The sequence below is a fragment of the Crenobacter luteus genome (genome assembly GCF_004345725.1).
GTDB lineage: Bacteria > Pseudomonadota > Gammaproteobacteria > Burkholderiales > Chromobacteriaceae > Crenobacter > Crenobacter luteus.
In genome coordinates this window covers 40,608-60,095 of record NZ_SLXG01000011.1, presented here as the reverse complement: position 1 = coordinate 60,095, position 19,488 = coordinate 40,608, and the positions used below count along the sequence as shown (strand labels likewise).

Annotated in this window: 19 protein-coding genes; 15 read left to right on the top strand and 4 right to left on the bottom strand. The window is 68.1% G+C overall.

The window, feature by feature from the left end:
• Window positions 1-32 precede the first annotated feature (32 nt).
• Genes pilB through yacG form a run of 6 tightly spaced genes read left to right on the top strand, consistent with a single transcriptional unit; the run spans window position 33 to window position 5,467 of the window.
• Window positions 33-1,742 carry a type IV-A pilus assembly ATPase PilB gene (pilB, locus tag EV683_RS08270; RefSeq protein ID WP_131862467.1) on the top strand — a complete coding sequence of 570 codons (1,710 nt, stop codon included), beginning with the start codon at window positions 33-35 and terminating at the stop codon, window positions 1,740-1,742.
• Between the two features lie 31 nt (window positions 1,743-1,773).
• Window positions 1,774-3,000: a type II secretion system F family protein gene (locus EV683_RS08265; protein WP_066612893.1), complete on the top strand. Its 1,227-nt coding sequence runs from the start codon at window positions 1,774-1,776 to the stop codon at window positions 2,998-3,000.
• Window positions 3,000-3,863 carry a prepilin peptidase gene (locus EV683_RS08260; RefSeq protein ID WP_131862466.1) on the top strand — a complete coding sequence of 288 codons (864 nt, stop codon included), beginning with the start codon at window positions 3,000-3,002 and terminating at the stop codon, window positions 3,861-3,863. The genes EV683_RS08265 and EV683_RS08260 overlap by 1 nt, the downstream gene beginning before the upstream one ends.
• Window positions 3,853-4,467 (top strand): dephospho-CoA kinase, encoded by a 615-nt coding sequence (coaE, locus tag EV683_RS08255; protein ID WP_131862465.1) that lies wholly within the window; start codon window positions 3,853-3,855, stop codon window positions 4,465-4,467. Before EV683_RS08260 ends, coaE begins: the two co-directional genes overlap by 11 nt.
• 39 nt (window positions 4,468-4,506) lie before the next feature.
• A complete protein-coding gene (zapD, locus tag EV683_RS08250) occupies window positions 4,507-5,265 on the top strand; it encodes a cell division protein ZapD (protein WP_066612880.1) in 759 nt (252 codons plus the stop codon).
• Window position 5,266: 1 nt separating this feature from the next.
• Complete coding sequence (gene yacG, locus EV683_RS08245) at window positions 5,267-5,467, top strand: DNA gyrase inhibitor YacG (RefSeq protein ID WP_131862464.1); 201 nt, start codon at window positions 5,267-5,269, stop codon at window positions 5,465-5,467.
• Between the two features lie 91 nt (window positions 5,468-5,558).
• On the opposite strand, the gene EV683_RS08240 is transcribed toward yacG, so the two are convergent.
• Together EV683_RS08240 and tsaE are read right to left on the bottom strand one after the other, a co-directional pair.
• Window positions 5,559-6,803, bottom strand: coding sequence for an N-acetylmuramoyl-L-alanine amidase (locus EV683_RS08240; RefSeq protein WP_066612873.1), 1,245 nt, complete (start codon window positions 6,801-6,803; stop codon window positions 5,559-5,561).
• Complete coding sequence (gene tsaE, locus EV683_RS08235; protein WP_165916805.1) at window positions 6,764-7,249, bottom strand: tRNA (adenosine(37)-N6)-threonylcarbamoyltransferase complex ATPase subunit type 1 TsaE; 486 nt, start codon at window positions 7,247-7,249, stop codon at window positions 6,764-6,766. Before tsaE ends, EV683_RS08240 begins: the two co-directional genes overlap by 40 nt.
• Between tsaE and queG the strand changes: the two genes are divergently transcribed.
• Window positions 7,248-8,336 carry a tRNA epoxyqueuosine(34) reductase QueG gene (gene queG, locus EV683_RS08230; RefSeq protein WP_131862462.1) on the top strand — a complete coding sequence of 363 codons (1,089 nt, stop codon included), beginning with the start codon at window positions 7,248-7,250 and terminating at the stop codon, window positions 8,334-8,336. The genes tsaE and queG overlap by 2 nt on opposite strands.
• Window positions 8,337-8,364: 28 nt before the next feature.
• The gene (murI, locus tag EV683_RS08225; RefSeq protein WP_131862461.1) at window positions 8,365-9,177 is read left to right on the top strand and encodes a glutamate racemase; all 813 of its coding nucleotides are present in this window, start codon (window positions 8,365-8,367) and stop codon (window positions 9,175-9,177) included.
• A 67-nt stretch (window positions 9,178-9,244) separates the two neighbouring features.
• Here the strand turns inward: murI and EV683_RS08220 are convergent, their stop codons facing one another.
• Entirely contained in the window at window positions 9,245-9,661 is a 417-nt protein-coding gene (locus tag EV683_RS08220) for a MaoC family dehydratase (RefSeq protein WP_131862460.1), read from the bottom strand.
• Window positions 9,658-9,900, bottom strand: coding sequence for a hypothetical protein (locus tag EV683_RS08215; protein ID WP_131862459.1), 243 nt, complete (start codon window positions 9,898-9,900; stop codon window positions 9,658-9,660). The genes EV683_RS08220 and EV683_RS08215 overlap by 4 nt, the downstream gene beginning before the upstream one ends.
• A gap of 36 nt (window positions 9,901-9,936) precedes the next feature.
• On the opposite strand from EV683_RS08215, the gene EV683_RS08210 reads away from it, so the two are divergent.
• From EV683_RS08210 to greA, 7 genes are all read left to right on the top strand, one after another.
• Complete coding sequence (locus EV683_RS08210) at window positions 9,937-10,686, top strand: electron transfer flavoprotein subunit beta/FixA family protein (RefSeq protein WP_131862458.1); 750 nt, start codon at window positions 9,937-9,939, stop codon at window positions 10,684-10,686.
• Window position 10,687: 1 nt separating this feature from the next.
• Window positions 10,688-11,623 carry an electron transfer flavoprotein subunit alpha/FixB family protein gene (locus EV683_RS08205; protein ID WP_131862457.1) on the top strand — a complete coding sequence of 312 codons (936 nt, stop codon included), beginning with the start codon at window positions 10,688-10,690 and terminating at the stop codon, window positions 11,621-11,623.
• A gap of 163 nt (window positions 11,624-11,786) precedes the next feature.
• Window positions 11,787-13,571, top strand: coding sequence for an acyl-CoA dehydrogenase (locus tag EV683_RS08200; protein ID WP_131862456.1), 1,785 nt, complete (start codon window positions 11,787-11,789; stop codon window positions 13,569-13,571).
• Window positions 13,572-13,769: 198 nt separating this feature from the next.
• Window positions 13,770-14,900 (top strand): glutamine-hydrolyzing carbamoyl-phosphate synthase small subunit, encoded by a 1,131-nt coding sequence (gene carA / locus EV683_RS08195; RefSeq protein ID WP_066612852.1) that lies wholly within the window; start codon window positions 13,770-13,772, stop codon window positions 14,898-14,900.
• Window positions 14,901-14,954: 54 nt separating this feature from the next.
• Entirely contained in the window at window positions 14,955-15,602 is a 648-nt protein-coding gene (leuE, locus tag EV683_RS08190) for a leucine efflux protein LeuE (RefSeq protein WP_131862455.1), read from the top strand.
• Window positions 15,603-15,623: 21 nt separating this feature from the next.
• Window positions 15,624-18,830: a carbamoyl-phosphate synthase large subunit gene (gene carB, locus EV683_RS08185; protein ID WP_131862454.1), complete on the top strand. Its 3,207-nt coding sequence runs from the start codon at window positions 15,624-15,626 to the stop codon at window positions 18,828-18,830.
• Between the two features lie 150 nt (window positions 18,831-18,980).
• Window positions 18,981-19,457, top strand: a complete 477-nt coding sequence (gene greA, locus EV683_RS08180; RefSeq protein ID WP_066612842.1) for a transcription elongation factor GreA — start codon at window positions 18,981-18,983, stop codon at window positions 19,455-19,457.
• The last annotated feature ends 31 nt before the right edge of the window (window positions 19,458-19,488 follow it).

The window sequence follows — 19,488 nt, the reverse complement described above, 5'->3', positions numbered from 1 at the left end:
CGTCGAATTCATCCCGTCCCGCGAGGAGCGTCATGGAAGCGAGCGCTGGCATTTCCGGCCTGGGCCGGGCCCTGGTGCAGAACAATCTCTTGCTGCTGCAGGACGCGGAGGCGATCCAGCAGCAGGCGGCGAGCGCCAATATCGGTTTCGTCGAGCAGCTGGTGCAAAGCCGCAAGCTGTCGGCGCGCGACGTCGCGCTGTTCGCCGCGCGCACCTTCGGCCTGCCGCTGTTCGACGTTACCGCGCTGAACCCGGCCAGCCTGCCCAAGAACGTCGTCGACGACGAGTTGCTGCGCCAGCGCCGCGTCGTGCCGCTGTTCAAGCGCGGCAACAAGCTCTTCGTCGGCACGTCCGACCCGACGCAGAGCGCCGCCTTCCACGCGATCACCTTCAAGACCGGCCTGGCGGTCGAGGTCGTCGTGGTCGAGGACGACCAGCTCGGCCGGCTGATCGCGCGCGTGCGCGACAGCGTCGCCGACGCGATCAACGAGTTCACCCGCGAGGACCTGTCGGGCCTGGACGCCGGCGTCGAGGTGGTCGACCCCGACGCCATCGTGCATCAGGCCGACGTCGACGACGCGCCGGTGGTCAAGTTCATCCAGAAGATCCTGCTCGACGGCATCCGCGGCGGCGCGTCGGACATCCACTTCGAGCCCTACGAGCGCTTCTACCGCATCCGCTACCGCGTCGACGGCGAACTGCGCGAGGTGGTGCGCCCGCCGCTGGCGCTCAAGGACAAGCTCGCCAGCCGGCTGAAGGTGATGGCGCGGCTCGACATCTCGGAAAAACGCGTGCCGCAGGACGGTCGCATCAAGCTGTCGGTCGACAAGCAGCGCAACGTCGACTTCCGCGTCAGCACGCTGCCGACGCTGTACGGCGAGAAGATCGTGCTGCGCATCCTCGACCAGTCGGCGGTGACGCTGGACATCGACCAGCTCGGCTTCGAGCCCGAGCAAAAGCAGGCGATCATGGCGGCGGTGACGCGGCCCTACGGCATGGTGCTGGTGACCGGGCCGACCGGCAGCGGCAAGACGGTGTCGCTGTATACCTTCCTCAACATCCTGAACCAGTCGGACCGCAATATCTCGACCGCCGAGGACCCGGTCGAGATCAACCTCGCCGGCGTCAACCAGGTCAACGTCAACGACAAGGCCGGCCTGAGCTTCGCGACCGCGCTGCGCGCCTTCCTGCGTCAGGACCCGGACGTGCTGATGGTCGGCGAGATCCGCGATTTCGAGACCGCCGACATCGCGATCAAGGCCGCGCAGACCGGCCATATGGTGTTCTCGACGCTGCACACCAACGACGCGCCGTCGACGCTGACCCGGCTGCTGAACATGGGCGTCGCGCCGTTCAACGTCGCCAGCTCGGTGCTGCTGATCATGGCGCAGCGGCTGGCGCGCCGGCTGTGCCCGCACTGCAAGAAGCCGGCCGACATCCCGCGCGAGGCGCTGCTGGCGGCCGGCTTCGCCGAGGAGGAGCTCGACGGCAGCTGGACGCCGTACGCGCCGGCCGGTTGCGACGAATGCCGCGGCTCCGGCTACAAGGGCCGCACCGGCATCTACGAGGTGATGCCGATATCCGACGCGATGACGCGGCTGATCATGAAGAACGGCACCGCGATCGACATCGCCGACCTCGCGCGCCGCGAGGGCATGGTCGACCTGCGGCGCGCCGGCCTGATCAAGGTCAGGCAGGGCGTGACCTCCTTGGCCGAGGTCGAGGCGGTCACCAACGAATAACGCGACAAGACTTGAGGGTACGGCCAACGCTATGGCGACGGTTTCTAAAGCGAAGAAGCCCAACGCGGGCTTCATCTGGCAGTGGGAAGGCAAGGATCGGGCCGGCAAGCCGATTCGCGGCGAGCTGCGCGCCGAGTCGGAGGCGGTGGCCAAGACGCAGCTGCGCCGGCAGGGCATCGTCGTCACCAAGGTGAGCCGCCGCCGCGCCGGCTTCGGCCGGCGCATCGGCGAGAAGGACATCACGCTGTTCACCCGCCAGCTGGCGACGATGATGAAGGCCGGCGTGCCGCTGTTGCAGGCCTTCGACATCGCGGCCAAGGGGCACGGCAACCCGGCGGTGACCAAGATGCTGCTCGAGGTACGCGCCGACGTCGAAACCGGCATGAGCCTCGCCGAGGCCTTCGGCCGCCGGCCGCTTTACTTCGACAAGCTGTTCTGCAGCATCATCGCCGCCGGCGAGACCGGCGGCGTGCTCGACGCCCTGCTCGACAAGCTCGCCACCTACAAGGAAAAGGTGATGGCGATCAAGGGCAAGATCAAGTCGGCGATGATCTATCCGTCGGCCATCGTCGCGACCGCCTTCGTGATCACCACGGTGATCATGCTGTACGTGATCCCGGCGTTCAAGGACCTGTTCTCGAGCTTCGGCGCCGACCTGCCGGCGCCGACGCAGCTGGTGATCTGGCTGTCCGACCTGTTCGTCGACTACTGGTGGCTGATGTTCGGCGCGATCGGCGCGGCGGTGTTCGGCGCGCTCTACGCGATGAAGCGCTCGCCGAGGCTGCAGGAGAAGCTCGACCGCGTGCTGCTCAGGATGCCGGTGCTCGGCGACGTGGTGCGCAAGGCCACCATCGCGCGCTGGTCGCGGACGCTGTCGACGCTGTTCGCCGCCGGCGTGCCGCTGGTCGAGGCGCTCGACTCGGTCGCCGGCGCCTCGGGCAACCAGGTCTACGCCGACGCGACGCGACGCATCCAGGCCGACGTCAGCGCCGGTTCGACGCTCAAGGATTCGATGGCGCGCACGACGCTGTTCCCGAACATGGCGCTGCAGATGACGGCGATCGGCGAGGAGTCCGGCTCGCTCGACGCGATGCTCGACAAGGTCGCCGACTTCTACGAGGACGAGGTCGACAACGCGGTCGCCGCGCTGTCCAGCCTCTTGGAGCCGGCGATCATGGTCATCCTCGGCGTGCTGATCGGCGGGCTGGTGATCGCGATGTACCTGCCGATCTTCAAGATGGGTCAGGTGGTGGGCTGATGGCGGCTGCGTTCGATTTCTGGCTCGGCCAACCCTGGGCGCTGGTGTCGCTGCTCGCGCTGCTCGGCCTCTTGGTCGGCAGCTTCCTCAACGTGGTGATCCACCGGCTGCCGAAGATGCTCGAAGCCGACTGGCGCGCCGAGTGCGCCGAGTTTCTCGGCCAGGCGCCGCCCGAGACGCCGCGCTACGACCTGATGGTGCCGCGCTCGGCCTGTCCGGCCTGCGGGACGACGATAGCCGCGCGGCACAACGTGCCGGTGCTCAGCTACCTGTTCCTGCGCGGCCGCTGCGGCGCCTGCCGCGCGCCGATCGGCGCGCGCTACCCGCTGGTCGAACTGTTGACCGCCGCGCTGTTCGCGCTGCTGGGCTGGCACTTCGGCCCGGGCGTGCAGCTGGCCGGCGGCCTGGTGCTGACCGCGGCGCTGATCGCGCTGACCTTCATCGACGCCGACACCCAGCTTCTGCCCGACAGCCTGACGCTGCCGTTGCTGTGGGCCGGCCTGCTGTTCCACCTCGTCACCGGCACGCTGCCGCTGGCCGACGCGCTGTGGGGCGCGATCGCCGGCTATCTGTCGCTGTGGTCGGTGTACTGGCTGTTCCGGCTCGTCACCGGCAAGGAGGGCATGGGCTTCGGCGACTTCAAGCTCTTGGCGGCGCTCGGCGCCTGGCTGGGCTGGACGATGCTGCCCTTGGTGATCCTGCTGTCGTCGCTGGTCGGCGCGCTGGTCGGCGTCGTGCTGATCGCGCTGTCGCGCCACGGGCGCGGCCAGCCCTTGCCGTTCGGGCCGTATCTGGCGGCGGCCGGCTGGATCGCCTACGTGTGGGGCGGCGACATCGTGAGGTGGTATCTGAATGGCGCTTAAGATCGTCGGCCTGACCGGAGGCATAGGCTCGGGCAAGAGCACCGTCGCCAGGCTGTTCGCCGACCTCGGCGTGCCGGTGGTCGACACCGACGACGTCGCGCACGCGCTGACCGGCCCCGGCGGCGCGGCGATGCCGGCGCTGGTGGCGGCCTTCGGCGACGCGGTGCGCCGCGCCGACGGCGCGCTCGACCGCGCGGCGATGCGCGACAGGGTGTTTGCCGACCCGGCGGCGCGCGCGCGCCTCGAATCCATTCTGCACCCGCTGATCCTCGCCGAGAGCCGCAGAAGGTTGGCCGAGCTGTCCGGCCCGTACGCGGTGCTGGTCGTGCCGCTGTTGTTCGAGACGCCGGCCTTTCTCGCCGAGGTGGCGACGACGCTCTTGGTCGACGCCGACGAGGACAAGCAAATCGAGCGCGTCGTCGCGCGCAGCGGCCTGGCGCCCGACGCGGTGCGCGCGATCATGGCCGCGCAACTGCCGCGCGAGGAGCGCCGGCGCCGCGCCGATGCCGTGATTGTTAATAATGATGATCTGGCCGGTCTGGCGCTTCAAGTGGCGGCCAAACACCGCTATTATCTTGCCAAGCTGGCTAATCCATCGGAATAGGCCTTCGGCCCCACCTTCAGACAACAGGCAGACGTCGTTGTGATCAGTTTCGAGTTTCCCGTCAACGAACGCACCCGCAGCTTGCTGCGTCTCGAGCAGTTGTACCGGCGCTTGGCGTTTTTCATCGACGGCGAACACCCCTTCGAGCACCACAGCGCGCTGCTGACGATGTTCGAGCTGATGGAGACCGCCTCGCGCGCCGACCTCAAGGCCGACCTGCTGCAGGAACTCGAGCGCCAGAAGCAGCTGCTCGAGTCCTTGCAGGACAGCCCGGCGGTCGAGACGAGCGCGCTGGACGCGCTCCTGGACGAGATCGAGGCGACCACCGCGCGCCTGCTCGAGCTGACCGGCAAGTTCGGCCAGCACCTCAGGGAGAACGAGTGGCTGATGGCGGTCAAGCAGCGCGCCGGCATTCCGGGCGGCACCTGCCAGTTCGACTTGCCGTCCTACTTCCTGTGGCAGCAGCGCCCGGCCGAGGTGCGCCGCGCCGACCTGTCGCGCTGGGCCGCGCCCTTGATGCCGACCGCCGAAGCCAGCCGCATCCTGCTCAAGATCCTGCGCGACAGCGGCAAGACCCACCACTACCTCGCGCGGCGCGGCATGTTCCAGCAGATGTCCGGCGGCAAGGTGGTGCAGCTGATCCGCGTCGCCTTCGACGAGGCGCTCGGCGTACTGCCCGAGCTGTCCGCCAACAAGTACGCGCTCAACATCCGCTTCGTGTCGGCGGTGACCGGCGAGGTCCGCCCGCGCCAGACCGACGCCGACGTCGAGTTCGACCTGACCTTCTGCAAATTCTGACATGAGCACGCCGAAACCGCGCACCGTCGCCTGCCCGACCTGCGGCAAGGCCGTCGAGTGGACGCCGGAGAGTCGCTACCGGCCATTCTGCAGCGAGCGCTGCAAGCTGATCGACCTGGGCGCCTGGGCGAACGAGAGCTACCGCGTGCCGGCCGAGGAAGAGGCGCCGAACGACGACGAGCTGCGATCGTCCGGTCACTGAGCCCGGGCCTCGGCCAACCCCGGCCGGGCGCGACGAACGACGGCCCCGCTCCTTGTCCGGAGGCGGGGCCGTCGTTCTGGCGGACGCGGCGCTACAGCCGTGCCAGCACCGCGCCCTGCGCGAAGTAGCGCTTCACCCCGGTCAGGATGGCCGTGGCCATCCGCTGCTGAAACACCGGGTCGACCAGGCGCTTTTCCTCCTCGGGGTGGCTGATGAAGGCGGTCTCGACCAGGATGGACGGGATATCCGGCGCCTTGAGCACGGCGAAGCCGGCCTGCTCGACCTGCTTCTTGTGCAGCGTGTTCAGCTCGCCGATCTGGCCGAGCACCGTCTTGCCGAGCTTGAGGCTGTCGTTGATCGTCGCCGTCTGCGTCAGGTCGAGCAGGGTGTGCGCGAGGTAGCGGTCGCGGCTGGCGATTTTCACGCCGCCGATCAGGTCGGCGTCGTTCTGCGTCTGCGCGAGGTAGCGCGCCGCGGTGCTGGTCGCGCCCTTTTCCGACAGCGCGAACACCGACGAGCCGCGCGCCGTCGGGCTGATGAAGGCGTCGGCGTGGATGGAGATGAAAAGGTCGGCGTTCAGCTTGCGCGCCTTGGCGACGCGCACGCCCAGCGGGATGAACACGTCTTCGTCGCGCGTCAGGTAGACCTTCATGTTCCGCTCGCGTTCGATCTGCCGCTGCAGCTCCTTGGCGATCTTCAGCACCACGTCCTTCTCGCGCGTGCCCGACGGGCCGATCGCGCCCGGGTCCTCGCCGCCGTGGCCGGGGTCGAGCACGATGACGATGGGCCGGTCGGTGCCGGCGCGGCCCTTCTGCGGTCGCGCCGGGCTCGCGTCGGCGGCGAGGCCGCCGTTCTTGTTGTAGTCCTCCAGGAGCGCCAGGAGCGGGTCGTCCTGCGCGCGGGCCGGGTAGAGGTCGACCACCAGCCGGTGCTGGTATTCGGCGACCGGCTTGAGCGTGAACACCTGCGGCTTGACGTCGGTCTTGAGGTCGAGCACCAGGCGCACGGTGTCGGGGTTGAACTGGCCGGCGCGCACGGTCTTGACGAAGGGGTCGTGGGCGGTGACCTGGCCGGCCAGGTCGCGCAAGAGGCTGTTGAGCTCGACGCCCTCGATGTCGATCACCAGCCGGTTCGGGTTGGCCAGCGAGGTGGTCTTGAAGCGCAGGCTTTCGCTGGCTTCGAGCGTGACGCGGGTGTAGGTGGACGAGGGCCAGACGCGCACCGCGACGATCTGCGGGGCGGCGGCCACGCCGACGCGGCTGACCGTCAGCAGCCAGCTGGCGGCGGCCAGGCCGACTAGGCGCCGGCGGACGGGGTCGAAAGTCGATTGAGACATGCGTGTCCGTTCGGGGTGTGGGCGTGTAGACGATAGCGGCGGCCGTCGCCGTCGATCGCGAGCGACAGCGTCAGGTCCGGCGGCGGCACCAGGCCGGCGGCCTTTTCCGGCCATTCGACCAGACAGACGCTGGTCTCGTCGAAGAGTTCGCGAAAGCCGGCGTCTTCCCACTCCTCCGGGTCGGCCATCCGGTACAGGTCGAAGTGGTGCGCCGTGAGGCCGGGCAGCGGGTAGCTCTCGACCAGCGTGTAGGTCGGGCTCTTGACGCGGCCGGCGTGGCCGAGCGCGCGCAGCAGGCCGCGCGTCAGGGTGGTCTTGCCGGCACCCAGCTCGCCTTCGAGGTAGATCACCGTGCCGGCGGCGACGGCGCGCGCGAGCGCGGCGCCCAGCGCCAGCGTGGCGGTTTCGTCGGCGAGGTGGCCGGACGCGAGGCTGCTATCATTCATGACCATGCAGGAATCTATGGAAAACCCGGCAAATTATCGCGAATTGGCGGCGCAAATCAAAGCGTGGGCGCTCGAACTGGGCTTTGCCGACGCCCGCATCGGCCCGGCGACGCTGCCCGAGGGGGTCGAGGCGCGGCTGGCGGCGTGGCTGGCCGAGGGCCGGCACGGCGAGATGGCCTATATGGCGCAGCACGGCATGAAACGCGCGCGGCCGTACGAGCTGGTGCCCGGCACGCTCTCCGTGGTCAGCGTCAGGATGAACTACTGGCCCGGCGGCGCGAAACGCGCCGAGGACGTGCTCGCCGACGGCAGCGCGGCCTACCTGTCGCGCTACGCGCTCGGCCGCGACTACCACAAGGTGCTGCGCAACCGGCTGCAGAAGTTGGCCGAGCGTGTCGGGGCGGCGGTCGGCGCCTACGGCCACCGCGTGTTCACCGACAGCGCGCCGGTGATGGAGGTCGAGGCGGCGCAGCAGGCCGGCCTCGGCTGGCGCGGCAAGCACACGCTGCTGCTGACGAAGAATCAGGGCTCGCTGTTTTTCCTCGGCGAGCTGTTCACCGACCTGCCGCTGCCGGCCGACGAGCCGACCGACAACGGTCACTGCGGCCGCTGCTCGCAGTGCCTGTCGGCCTGTCCGACCGGCGCCATCGTCGCGCCGTACGAGGTCGACGCGCGCCGCTGCATTTCCTACCTGACCATCGAACTGAAAGGCGCGATCCCCGAGGCGTTGCGTCCCTTGATCGGCAACCGTGTCTACGGTTGCGACGACTGCCAGCTGGTGTGCCCGTGGAACCGCTTCGCGGTCGATACCGCCGAGGCCGATTTTTCCGTGCGCCACGGCCTCGACGACGTCGGCCTCGTCGAACTGTTCGGCTGGAGCGAGGCCGACTTCAAGGAGCGGCTCGCCGGCAGCCCGATCTACCGCATCGGCTACGAAAAGTGGCTGTCCAACCTCGCCGTCGGCCTCGGCAACGCGCCGGGCTCGGACGCGGTGGTCGCCGCGCTGCGCGCTCGGCTCGACCACCCGTCGCCGCCGGTGGCCGAGACGGTGCGCTGGGCGCTGGGCCGGCACGGCGTCGTGGTATGATGCGCGCTTTGCAGCACGGAGATTCGGCATGAACACGATGGACTGCCGCCCGATCGGGGTGTTCGATTCCGGCGTCGGCGGCCTCACGGTGGTGCGCGCGCTGATGGACCGCCTGCCGTTCGAGAACATCGTCTACTTCGGCGACACCGCGCGCGTGCCCTACGGCGTGAAGTCGGTCGGCACGATCGAGCAGTTCACGCAGCAGATCGTCGAATTCCTGCTCAAGCGCGAGGTGAAGGCGCTGATCATCGCCTGCAACACCATCGCCGCCGTCGCCGCCGACCGCGTGCGGCAGATGGCCGGCGGCATCCCGGTGCTCGACGTGATCGACGCCGGCGCGCGCGCCGCGGTCGAGGCGACCCGCACCGGCGACATCGGCGTGATCGCGACCTCGACCACCGTCAACAGCAACGCCTACGCGCGCGCCATCCACCAGCTCGACCCGCACACCCGCGTCTACTCGCAGGCCTGCCCGCTGTTCGTGCCGCTGGTCGAGGAGGGCTGGCTCGACCACGAGGTCACCCGGCTGACCGCGCTCGAGTACATGAAGTCGGTGCTGGTCGAGCAGGTCGACACCGTGGTGCTCGGCTGCACCCATTACCCGCTCTTGAAGCCCCTGCTGACCGACGTCACCGACGGCCGCGTCACGCTGGTCGACTCGGCCGTCACCACCGCCGAGGCGACCGCGCAGCGGCTGGCCGCGGCCGGGCTCTTGAACCCGTCGCGCGGCGTGCCCGACTACCACTTCTACGTGTCGGACATCCCGCTGCGCTTCCAGACCATAGGCGAGCGCTTCCTCGGCCGCAGCATGCGCGACCTCGAAATGGTCAAGCTCGGCTGAGGCGACAAGACAAAAGCTCGGCCAACCTTTTCGAGGTTGGCCGAGCTTTTTGCGCGCCGGCGGGCGCTCAGCCGCGGCTGGGCGCGATCACCAGCGATTCGCCCTCGAGCACCACCACGTCGCGCACGCGGCACTCGGTCGCGAGCCTGACGCGCTTTTTGGCCGGGTCGAGCTCGATCACGGTCGCCTTGGCGTGCACGGTGTCGCCGATCTTCACCGGCGCCTTGAAGCGGGTCGACTGCGACAGGTAGATGCAGCCCTCGCCCGGCAGGCGGGTGCCGAGGATGGTCGAGATGAAGCTCGCGGTCAGCATGCCGTGCGCGATGCGCGCCTTGAACGGCGTCGTCTCGGCGTATTCCTGGTTGATGTGGACCGGGTTGTCGTCGCCCGAGACGGCGGCGAACAGCAGGATGTCGGCCTCGGTCACGGTCTTGGCGTATTCGGCAAAATCGCCCAACTGGATGTCTTCGAAGTACACTTTCACAAACGCGCCCCTTTTTTGTTCCAGGTCAGATGAATGCCCATTCTGCCCAAGCCAAAGGCATAAGGGCAGTCGCGTAAACGTTTGCGTGCGCCGCGTTGCGTTTTCGCCACGCGGGCGGAATGCGTGTCGATCAAACGATTGTTTGATTTGCCCGGCTGGGCAAGAATCGATTCAAGGCGGCGTCCGCCGTCGTGCCGTCCGCGCAGGGGCGCGGGCGGTGCGGCGGGCGCCCCATCCATCGTCAATCCCCCTCATTTTGGGAGGCTGTCAATCCTATGAAAGCGCTGGTCGCCGTCAAACGCGTGGTGGACTACAACGTCAAAGTCCGCGCCAAGGCCGATGGTTCCGATGTGGACATCGCCAACGTCAAAATGTCCATGAACCCCTTCGACGAAATCGCCGTCGAGGAAGCCGTCCGCCTGAAGGAGGCCGGCAAGGTGAGCGAGATCGTCGCCGTGTCGCTCGGCGTCAAGGGCTGCGAGGAAACGCTGCGCACCGCGCTGGCGATGGGCGCCGACCGCGCCGTGCACGTCGAAACCGACGCGCCGCTCGAGCCTTTGGCGGTCGCCAAACTGCTCAAAGCCGTCGTCGAACGCGAAGCGCCGCAGCTGGTGATCGTCGGCAAGCAGGCGATCGACGACGACGCCAACCAGACCGGCCAGATGCTGGCCGCGCTCTTGGGCTGGCCGCAGGGCACCTTCGCGTCCAAGGTCGAGGCGGCCGACGGCGCGCTGCTCGTGACCCGCGAGATCGACGGCGGCCTGGAGAACGTCGAACTGAAGCTGCCGGCGCTGGTGACCACCGACCTGCGCCTGAACGAGCCGCGCTTCATCAAGCTGCCGAACATCATGGCCGCCAAGAAGAAGCCGCTCGACAAGCTGTCGGTCGAGGAGCTCGGCGTCGATATCGCGCCGCGCCTGACCGTGCTGAAGGTCGCCGAGCCGGCGGCGCGCAAAGCCGGCGTCAAGGTGGCCAACGCCGCCGAACTGGTCGCCAAACTGAAAAACGAAGCGAAGGTGCTCTGACATGGCCATCCTCCTGATCGCCGAACACGACGGCAAAACCCTGAAGTCCGCCACCCACCACGCGGCGAGCGCCGCCGCCCGCGTCGGCGGCGAGCTCCACGTGCTGGTGGCCGGCCAGAGCGTCGGCGACGTCGCCGCCGCGGCGGCCAAGATCGCCGGCGTCGCCAAGGTGCTGGTCGCCGACAACGCGGCCTACGCGCACAACCTGGCCGAGAACGTCGCGCCGCTGGTGGCCGAGCTCGCCAAGGACTACAGCCACGTATTCGCGCCGGCGACCACCGCCGGCAAGAACCTGCTGCCGCGCGTCGCCGCCTTGCTGGACGTGATGCAGATCTCCGACATCGTCGCCGTCGAAGCGGCCGACACCTTCGTGCGCCCGATCTACGCCGGCAACGTGCTGGCGACGGTCAAGTCGGCCGACCCGGTCAAGGTCGTCACCGTGCGCACCACCGCCTTCGACGCCGCCGCCGAGACCGGTTCCGCCGCGATCGAGGCGGTCGGCGCGGCTCACGACGCCGGCTTGTCGCGCTTCGTCGGCGCCGAGCTGACCGTGTCCGAGCGTCCGGAACTGGCCTCGGCCAAGGTGATCGTCTCCGGCGGCCGCGCGCTCGGCTCGTCCGAGCAGTTCCACGGCGTGCTCGAACCGCTGGCCGACAAGCTGGGCGCGGCGGTCGGCGCCTCGCGCGCGGCGGTCGACGCCGGCTACGCGCCGAACGACTACCAGGTCGGCCAGACCGGCAAGGTGGTGGCGCCGGAACTGTACGTCGCGGTCGGCATCTCGGGCGCGATCCAGCACCTGGCCGGCATGAAGGACTCCAAGGTGATCGTCGCGATCAACAAGGACGAGGAAGCGCCGATCTTCCAGGTGGCCGACTACGGCATCGTCGGCGACCTGTTCACCGTGGTGCCCGAGCTCGTGGCCGAGCTGTCCAAGTAAGTCGAAATACCGCCGCCCGCGAGTCCGCTCCCGGGCGGTTTTACCATCCGGACCCCGCCATCAAAAAAACCGGCAGGGTTGGCCGAGCTCTCGGCCAACCTTACGGGGCCGTCCAACGAGGAAGCGCCGCCCGGGCTGGGGCGGCAACGCAAAGGAGCTGACCATGATTTACCACGCCCCGCTGAAAGACATGCTGTTCGCACTCAACGAGCTGGCCGAGCTGCCGGCCGTGTGCGCCTTGCCCGGCTACGAGGACTGCAGCGTCGAACTGACCGAGGCGATCCTCGAAGAGGCCGCCAAGTTCGCCGAGGGCGTGCTGGCGCCGACCAACCGCGCCGGCGACGCCGGCAGCCGTCTGGTCGACGGCAAGGTGGTGACGCCCGAGGGCTTCGCCGACGCGTGGCGCCAGTACGTCGACGCCGGCTGGATCGGCCTGCGGGCGCCGCAGGACTTCGGCGGGCAGGGCCTGCCGGCGCTGGTGGCGCTCGCCGCCGAGGAAATGTGGTGCTCGGCCAACCTCGCGTTCTCGCTGGCGCCGATGCTGACGCTCGGCACCGTCGAGGCCTTGCTGCACCACGCCAGCGAAGAATTGCGGAACACCTACCTGCCCAGACTCTCCACCGGCCAGTGGACCGGCACGATGAACCTGACCGAACCGCAGGCCGGCTCCGACCTCGCGCAGGTGCGCACCCGCGCGGTGCCGCAGGCCGACGGCAGTTACAAGCTCAGCGGGCAGAAGATCTTCATCACCTGGGGCGAGCACGAGCTGGCGGAGAATATCGTCCACCTGGTGCTGGCGCGCCTGCCTGACGCGCCCGAGGGAGTGAAGGGCATCTCGCTGTTCGTGGTGCCCAAGTTCCTCGTCAACGCCGACGGCAGCCTCGGCGCGCGCAACGACGTGCACTGCGTGTCGCTCGAACACAAGATGGGCATCCACGGCAGCCCGACCTGCGTGATGAGCTACGGCGACAACGGCGGCGCGATCGGCTACCTGGTCGGCGAGGCGAACAAGGGCCTTGCCTACATGTTCACGATGATGAACCACGCGCGCCTCGGCGTCGGCGTCGAGGGGCTGGCGCTGTCCGAGCGCGCCTACCAGAAGGCGGTCGAATACGCGCGCGAGCGCGTGCAAAGCCGCGACATCGGCGCCGCCGACCAGCAGCCGGTCGCCATCATCCGCCACCCGGACGTGCGCCGCATGCTGCTGACAATGAAGGCGCAGATCGAGGCGCAGCGCGCGCTCGCCTGCGTCGCCGCCGCCGCGCTCGACCGCGCCGCGCGTCACCCGAACCCCGAGGAGAAGGCGCGCAACCAGGCGCTGCTGAACTTCCTGATCCCCATCGTCAAGGGCTGGTGCACCGAGGCGGCCAACGACATCACCAGCCTCGCCGTGCAGGTGCACGGCGGCATGGGCTATATCGAAGAGACCGGCGTCGCGCAGTACTACCGCGACGCGCGCATCACCGCGATCTACGAGGGCACCACCGGCATCCAGGCGCTCGACCTGGTCGGCCGCAAGACCGCCGCCGACGGCGGCCGTGTTGCACGTGCGCTGATCGGTGAGGTGCGCCGCACCGCCGAGGCGCTGTCGGCGGATGCGCAGATGGCCCGTCTGGCCGAGGGCTTGCGCGACGGCGCAGAGCGCGCCGAGGCTTGCGTCGCCTACGTCGTCGACGAGTTCGCGCGCGACGCGCGCCGCCCGGCCGCCGGTTCGGTTGCCTTCCTCAAGCTGATGGGCTTGTTGCTCGGCGGCTGGCAGATGGGGCGCGCCGCGCTGATCGCGAAGGAAAGGTTGGCCGAGGAGGGCGCCGACGTCGCCTTCCTGTCCGCCAAGCGCGCCACCGCCGCCTTCTACGGCGCGCACTTGCTGCCGCAGGTCGGGGCGCTCGCCGCGTCGCTGCTGGACGGCGCCGACGCGGTGCTCGGCTGCGACGACGCCGCGTTCTGAGCGGCGCAAACCCGTGCCGCCACCGTCGGCGGCGGGCGGTGCGGGTTTTCCACCGGCTGGTGGCTTGATCGGAAAGCAGAAAAACGTTATTATTGAAAAGTTTAACCAAACGGGATTGGGCCGAGAGCCCGGTCCCGTTCTTCACATCCATCGTCCGAAAAAATACAGCAAGTGCAGACAGCAGACAGGAGCCAGCCAGTGTCAACCGTACCCGCGATCCTTGCCTTGGCTGACGGTACCCTCTTTACCGGCAGTGCCATCGGAGCCACCGGCCATACCGTCGGCGAAGTGGTGTTCAACACCGCCATCACCGGGTATCAGGAGATCCTTACCGATCCGTCCTATACGAAGCAGATCGTTACCCTGACCTACCCCCACATCGGCAACGTCGGCGCGAATCCGGAAGATACCGAGTCCCGCGCCGTGTTCGCGGCCGGCCTGATCATCCGTGATCTGCCGCTGCTGCACAGCAACTTCCGCGCCGACGCGTCCTTGTCCGACTACCTCAAGCAGAACAACGTCGTCGCGATCGCCGACATCGACACCCGCAAGCTGACCCGTCTCTTGCGCGAAAAAGGCGCGCAGGCCGGCTGCATCATGGCCGGCGACGACCTCGACCCGGCGCGTGCGGTCGAACTGGCCCGCGGCTTCGGCTCGATGGCCGGCCAGGACCTCGCCAAGGTCGTCAGCTGCACCGAGCCGTACGCGTGGAACACCCGCGAATGGCGTCTCGGCCAGGGCTACACCGCCCAGACCGAGCCGAAATACCACGTGGTCGCCTACGACTTCGGCGTCAAGCACAACATCCTGCGCATGTTGGCCGAGCGCGGCTGCAAGCTGACCGTGGTGCCAGCGCAGACCCCGGCGCGCGACGTGCTGGCGATGAATCCGGACGGCGTGTTCCTCTCCAACGGTCCGGGCGACCCCGAGCCGTGCGACTACGCGATCGCCGCGATCCGCGAGATCCTCGAGACCCGCCTGCCGGTGTTCGGCATCTGCCTCGGCCACCAGCTGCTGGGTCTGGCCGCCGGCGGCCAGACCTCCAAGATGAAGTTCGGCCACCACGGCGCCAACCACCCGGTGCAGGACCTCGACTCCGGCCGCGTGATGATCACCAGCCAGAACCATGGCTTCCAGGTCGACGAGACCAGCCTGCCGGCCAACGTGCGCGTCACGCACCGCTCGCTGTTCGACGGCACCGTGCAGGGCATCGCGCTGACCGACCGCCCGGCTTTCTCCTTCCAGGGCCACCCGGAAGCGAGCCCGGGCCCGGAAGACGTCGCCTACCTGTTCGACCGCTTCATCAAGGCGATGCAAGAGCGCGCCTAAGGCGCACCGGGCCCGGCAAGACGGATTCATCCTGACGACGAAAGAGAGGCAAACATGTTCGGCATCACCGATCTGGCCACCTACGTTCTGGGGACGATCGCGATCATCCTGCTGCCGGGCCCCAATTCGCTGTACGTGCTGTCGGTGGCGGCGCAACGCGGCGTGAAGAAGGGCTATCAGGGCGCCTGCGGCGTCTTTGTCGGCGATTTCATCCTGATGCTGCTGTCGGCCACCGGCGTCGCCGGCGTGCTCAAGGCGAACCCGACGCTGTTCTTCGTGCTGAAGTACGCGGGGGCCGCCTACCTCGGCTGGATCGGCCTGCAGATGCTGATCGGCGCGCTGCGGCGCCTGAGGCGCGGCCAGACCTTGGCCGAGGCCGCGACGGGCAAGGTCGACGACGGCAACCCGTTCCGCAAGGCGCTGCTGATCAGCCTGCTGAACCCGAAGGCGATCCTGTTCTTCGTGTCCTTCTTCATCCAGTTCGTCGACCCGGGCTATCCGTACCCGGCGCTGACCTTCGCCGTGCTGGGCGCGATCGTGCAGGCCTGCAGCGCGCTGTACCTGACCGCGGTGATCCTGGTCGGCGCGCGCGTCGCCGCCGAGTTCCGCCGTCGCCAGCGCCTCGCCGCGTCGATGGCCGGCGGCGTCGGCGCCCTGTTTATCGGCTTTGGCGCCAAGCTCGCCACCGCCAGCATGAATTAACCCGATTATTTGAGTGAAGCAATGCCAAAACGCACAGATATCAAGAGCATCCTGATCATCGGCGCCGGCCCGATCGTCATCGGCCAGGCCTGCGAATTCGACTACTCCGGCGCGCAGGCGTGCAAGGCGCTGCGCGAGGAGGGTTACAAGGTCATCCTGGTGAACTCCAACCCGGCCACCATCATGACCGACCCGAACATGGCCGACGTCACCTACATCGAGCCGATCAACTGGCAGGTGGTGGAGAAGATCATCGCCAAGGAGCGCCCGGACGCGATCCTGCCGACCATGGGCGGCCAGACCGCGCTGAACTGCGCGCTCGACCTCGCGCGCAACGGCGTGCTCGACAAGTACAAGGTCGAGCTGATCGGCGCCACCGAGGATGCGATCGACAAGGCCGAGGACCGCGGCCGCTTCAAGGAGGCGATGGAGAAGATCGGCCTGTCGTGCCCGCTGTCCTTCGTCTGCCACACGATGGAAGAAGCGCTCGAGGCGCAGGGCAAGGTCGGCTTCCCGACCCTGATCCGCCCGTCGTTCACCATGGGCGGTTCGGGCGGCGGCATCGCCTACAACAAGGAAGAGTTCCTGGCGATCTGCGAGCGCGGCTTCGAAGCGTCGCCGACCCATGAACTGCTGATCGAACAATCGGTGCTCGGCTGGAAAGAGTACGAGATGGAAGTCGTGCGCGACCGCAACGACAACTGCATCATCATCTGCTCGATCGAGAACTTCGACCCGATGGGCGTGCACACCGGCGACTCGATCACCGTCGCGCCGGCGCAGACGCTGACCGACAAGGAATACCAGATCATGCGCAACGCCAGCCTGGCGGTGCTGCGCGAGATCGGCGTCGACACCGGCGGCTCGAACGTGCAGTTCGCGGTCAACCCGGCCAACGGCGACATGATCGTCATCGAGATGAACCCGCGCGTGTCGCGTTCGTCGGCGCTGGCGTCCAAGGCGACCGGCTTCCCGATCGCCAAGGTCGCCGCCAAGCTGGCGGTCGGCTACACGCTCGACGAGCTGAAGAACGACATCACCGGCGGCGCGACCCCGGCCTCGTTCGAGCCGTCGATCGACTACGTCGTCACCAAGATCCCGCGCTTCGCGTTCGAGAAATTCCCGCAGGCCGACGACCGCCTGACCACGCAGATGAAATCGGTCGGCGAGGTGATGGCGATGGGCCGCACGCTGCAGGAGTCGATGCAAAAGGCGCTGCGCGGCCTCGAGACCGGCCTGTCCGGCTTCGACGAGCGCACCACCGACCTGACCGAGATCCGTCACGAGCTCGGCACCCCGGGGCCGGAGCGCATCCTCTACGTCGCCGACGCCTTCCGCGCCGGCATGAGCCGCGACGACATCTTCGCGATCAGCAAGATCGACCCGTGGTTCCTCGCGCAGATCGAGGACATCGTCGGCGAGGAGAACGCGCTCAAGGGCCGCAGCGTCGACAGCCTCGACTTCGCCGAACTGCGTCGCCTCAAGCGCAAGGGCTTCTCCGACCGTCGCCTCGGCCAACTGCTGGGTAGCGACCAGGGCGCGGTGCGCGCGCGCCGCTGGGGGCTGAACCTGCACCCGGTGTACAAGCGCGTCGACACCTGCGCGGCCGAGTTCGCGACCAACACCGCCTACATGTACTCGACCTACGAGGAAGAGTGCGAGTCGCAACCGACCGGCAAGAAGAAAATCATGGTGCTCGGCGGCGGTCCGAACCGCATCGGCCAGGGCATCGAGTTCGACTACTGCTGCGTGCACGCGGCGCTGTCGCTCAGGGATTCGGGCTTCGAGACCATCATGGTCAACTGCAACCCGGAAACCGTGTCGACCGATTACGACACCTCCGACCGCCTGTACTTCGAGCCGCTGACGCTCGAGGACGTGCTCGAGATCTGCCGCGTCGAGAAACCGTTCGGCGTGATCGTGCAGTACGGCGGCCAGACCCCGCTCAAGCTCGCCCGCGCGCTGGAAGCCAACGGCGTGCCGATCATCGGCACCAGCCCGGACATGATCGACGCCGCCGAAGACCGCGAGCGCTTCCAGAAGCTGCTCAACGAGCTGGGCCTCAAGCAGCCGCCGAACCGCACCGCGCGCAACCCGGTCGACGCGATGAAGCTGGCCGAGGAGATCGGCTACCCGCTGGTGGTCCGTCCGTCCTACGTGCTGGGCGGCCGCGCGATGGAAATCGTGCACGGCCCGGCCGACCTCGAGCGCTACATGCGCGAGGCCGTCAAGGTGTCGAACGACAGCCCGGTGCTGCTCGACCGCTTCCTGAACGACGCGATCGAGGTCGACGTCGACGCGGTGTCCGACGGCGAGCAGGTCGTCATCGGCGGCATCATGCAGCACATCGAGCAGGCCGGCGTGCACTCGGGCGACTCGGCGTGCTCGCTGCCGCCGTACAGCCTGCCGGCCGCGATCCAGGACGAGATCCGCCGCCAGACCGTCGCGATGGCCAAGGCGCTCAACGTGGTCGGCCTGATGAACGTGCAGTTCGCGGTGCAGGGCGACACCATCTACGTGCTCGAAGTGAACCCGCGCGCGTCGCGCACCGTGCCGTTCGTGTCCAAGGTCACCAGCGCGCCGCTGGCCAAGATCGCCGCACGCTGCATGGCCGGCATCACGTTGGCCGAGCAGGGCTTTACCCGTGAAATCGTGCCGCCGTACTACGCGGTCAAGGAAGCGGTGTTCCCGTTCATCAAGTTCCCGGGCGTCGACACCATCCTCGGCCCGGAGATGAAGTCGACCGGCGAGGTGATGGGCGTCGGCAAGACCTTCGCCGAAGCGTTCGTCAAGAGCCAGATGGCCGCCGGCGACCGCCTGCCGAAAGCCGGCAAGGTGTTCCTGTCGGTGCGCGACTCCGACAAGGCCGGCGCGGTCGAGGTGGCCAAGGAGCTGTCGCGCCTGGGCTTCCAGATCTGCGCGACGCGCGGCACCGCCAAGGCGCTGAGCGAGGCCGGCGTGGCGGTCGAGGTCGTCAACAAGGTGAACGAGGGCCGTCCGCACGTGGCCGACTTCATCAAGAACGGCGAGGTCACGCTGCTGATCAACACCGTCGAGGAGAAGCGCCAGGCGATCCAGGACAGCCACACGCTGCGTCGTTCCGCGCTGCAGGCGCGCGTGCCGCAGTACACCACGCTGGCTGGCGCCAAGGCGGTCGCGGTGGGCCTCGCGCACGAGGACTTCGACGTCTACAGCGTGCAGGAGCTGCACGCCCAGGTCGACGCCTGATGAAGCCCGGGCAGGTCGCGCCTCGGCCAACCTTTGATGCGGGCGCGATTTGCCGTTAGAATGTCGGCCATCAACCGATTCCCAAAGCCGCCGTCTTGCACGGCGGCTTCCGTTTTTGCAAGGCGGCGGGGCCGCCTTCAGGAGAAAGATATGATCAAGGTGCCGTTGACCGTCCGCGGTGCGGAACTTCTCAAGCAGGAACTGCAGCGTCTGAAAAGCGAAGAGCGTCCGGCGGTGATCGCCGCGATCGCCGAGGCCCGTTCGCACGGCGACTTGTCGGAAAACGCCGAGTACGACGCGGCCAAGGAGAAGCAGGCTTTCGTCGAAGGGCGCATCGCCGAACTCGAAGGTAAACTGGCGAATGCCCAGATCATCGACCCGCTCGAACTCGACGCCGAGGGGCGCGTGGTGTTCGGCGCCACCGTCGAGCTGATGGACCTGGAGAGCGAGGAGGCCGTCCGCTACCAGATCGTCGGCGACGACGAGGCCGACATCAAGGAGGGCAAGGTGTCGGTCAACTCGCCGATCGCGCGCGCGCTGATCGGCAAGGAGGCCGGCGACGTCGCCGAGGTGATGGCGCCGGGCGGCATCCGCGAATACGAAGTCCTGGACGTGCACTACATCTGATGCGGCGCCCGGCGCCGTGATGGGGGGAAGC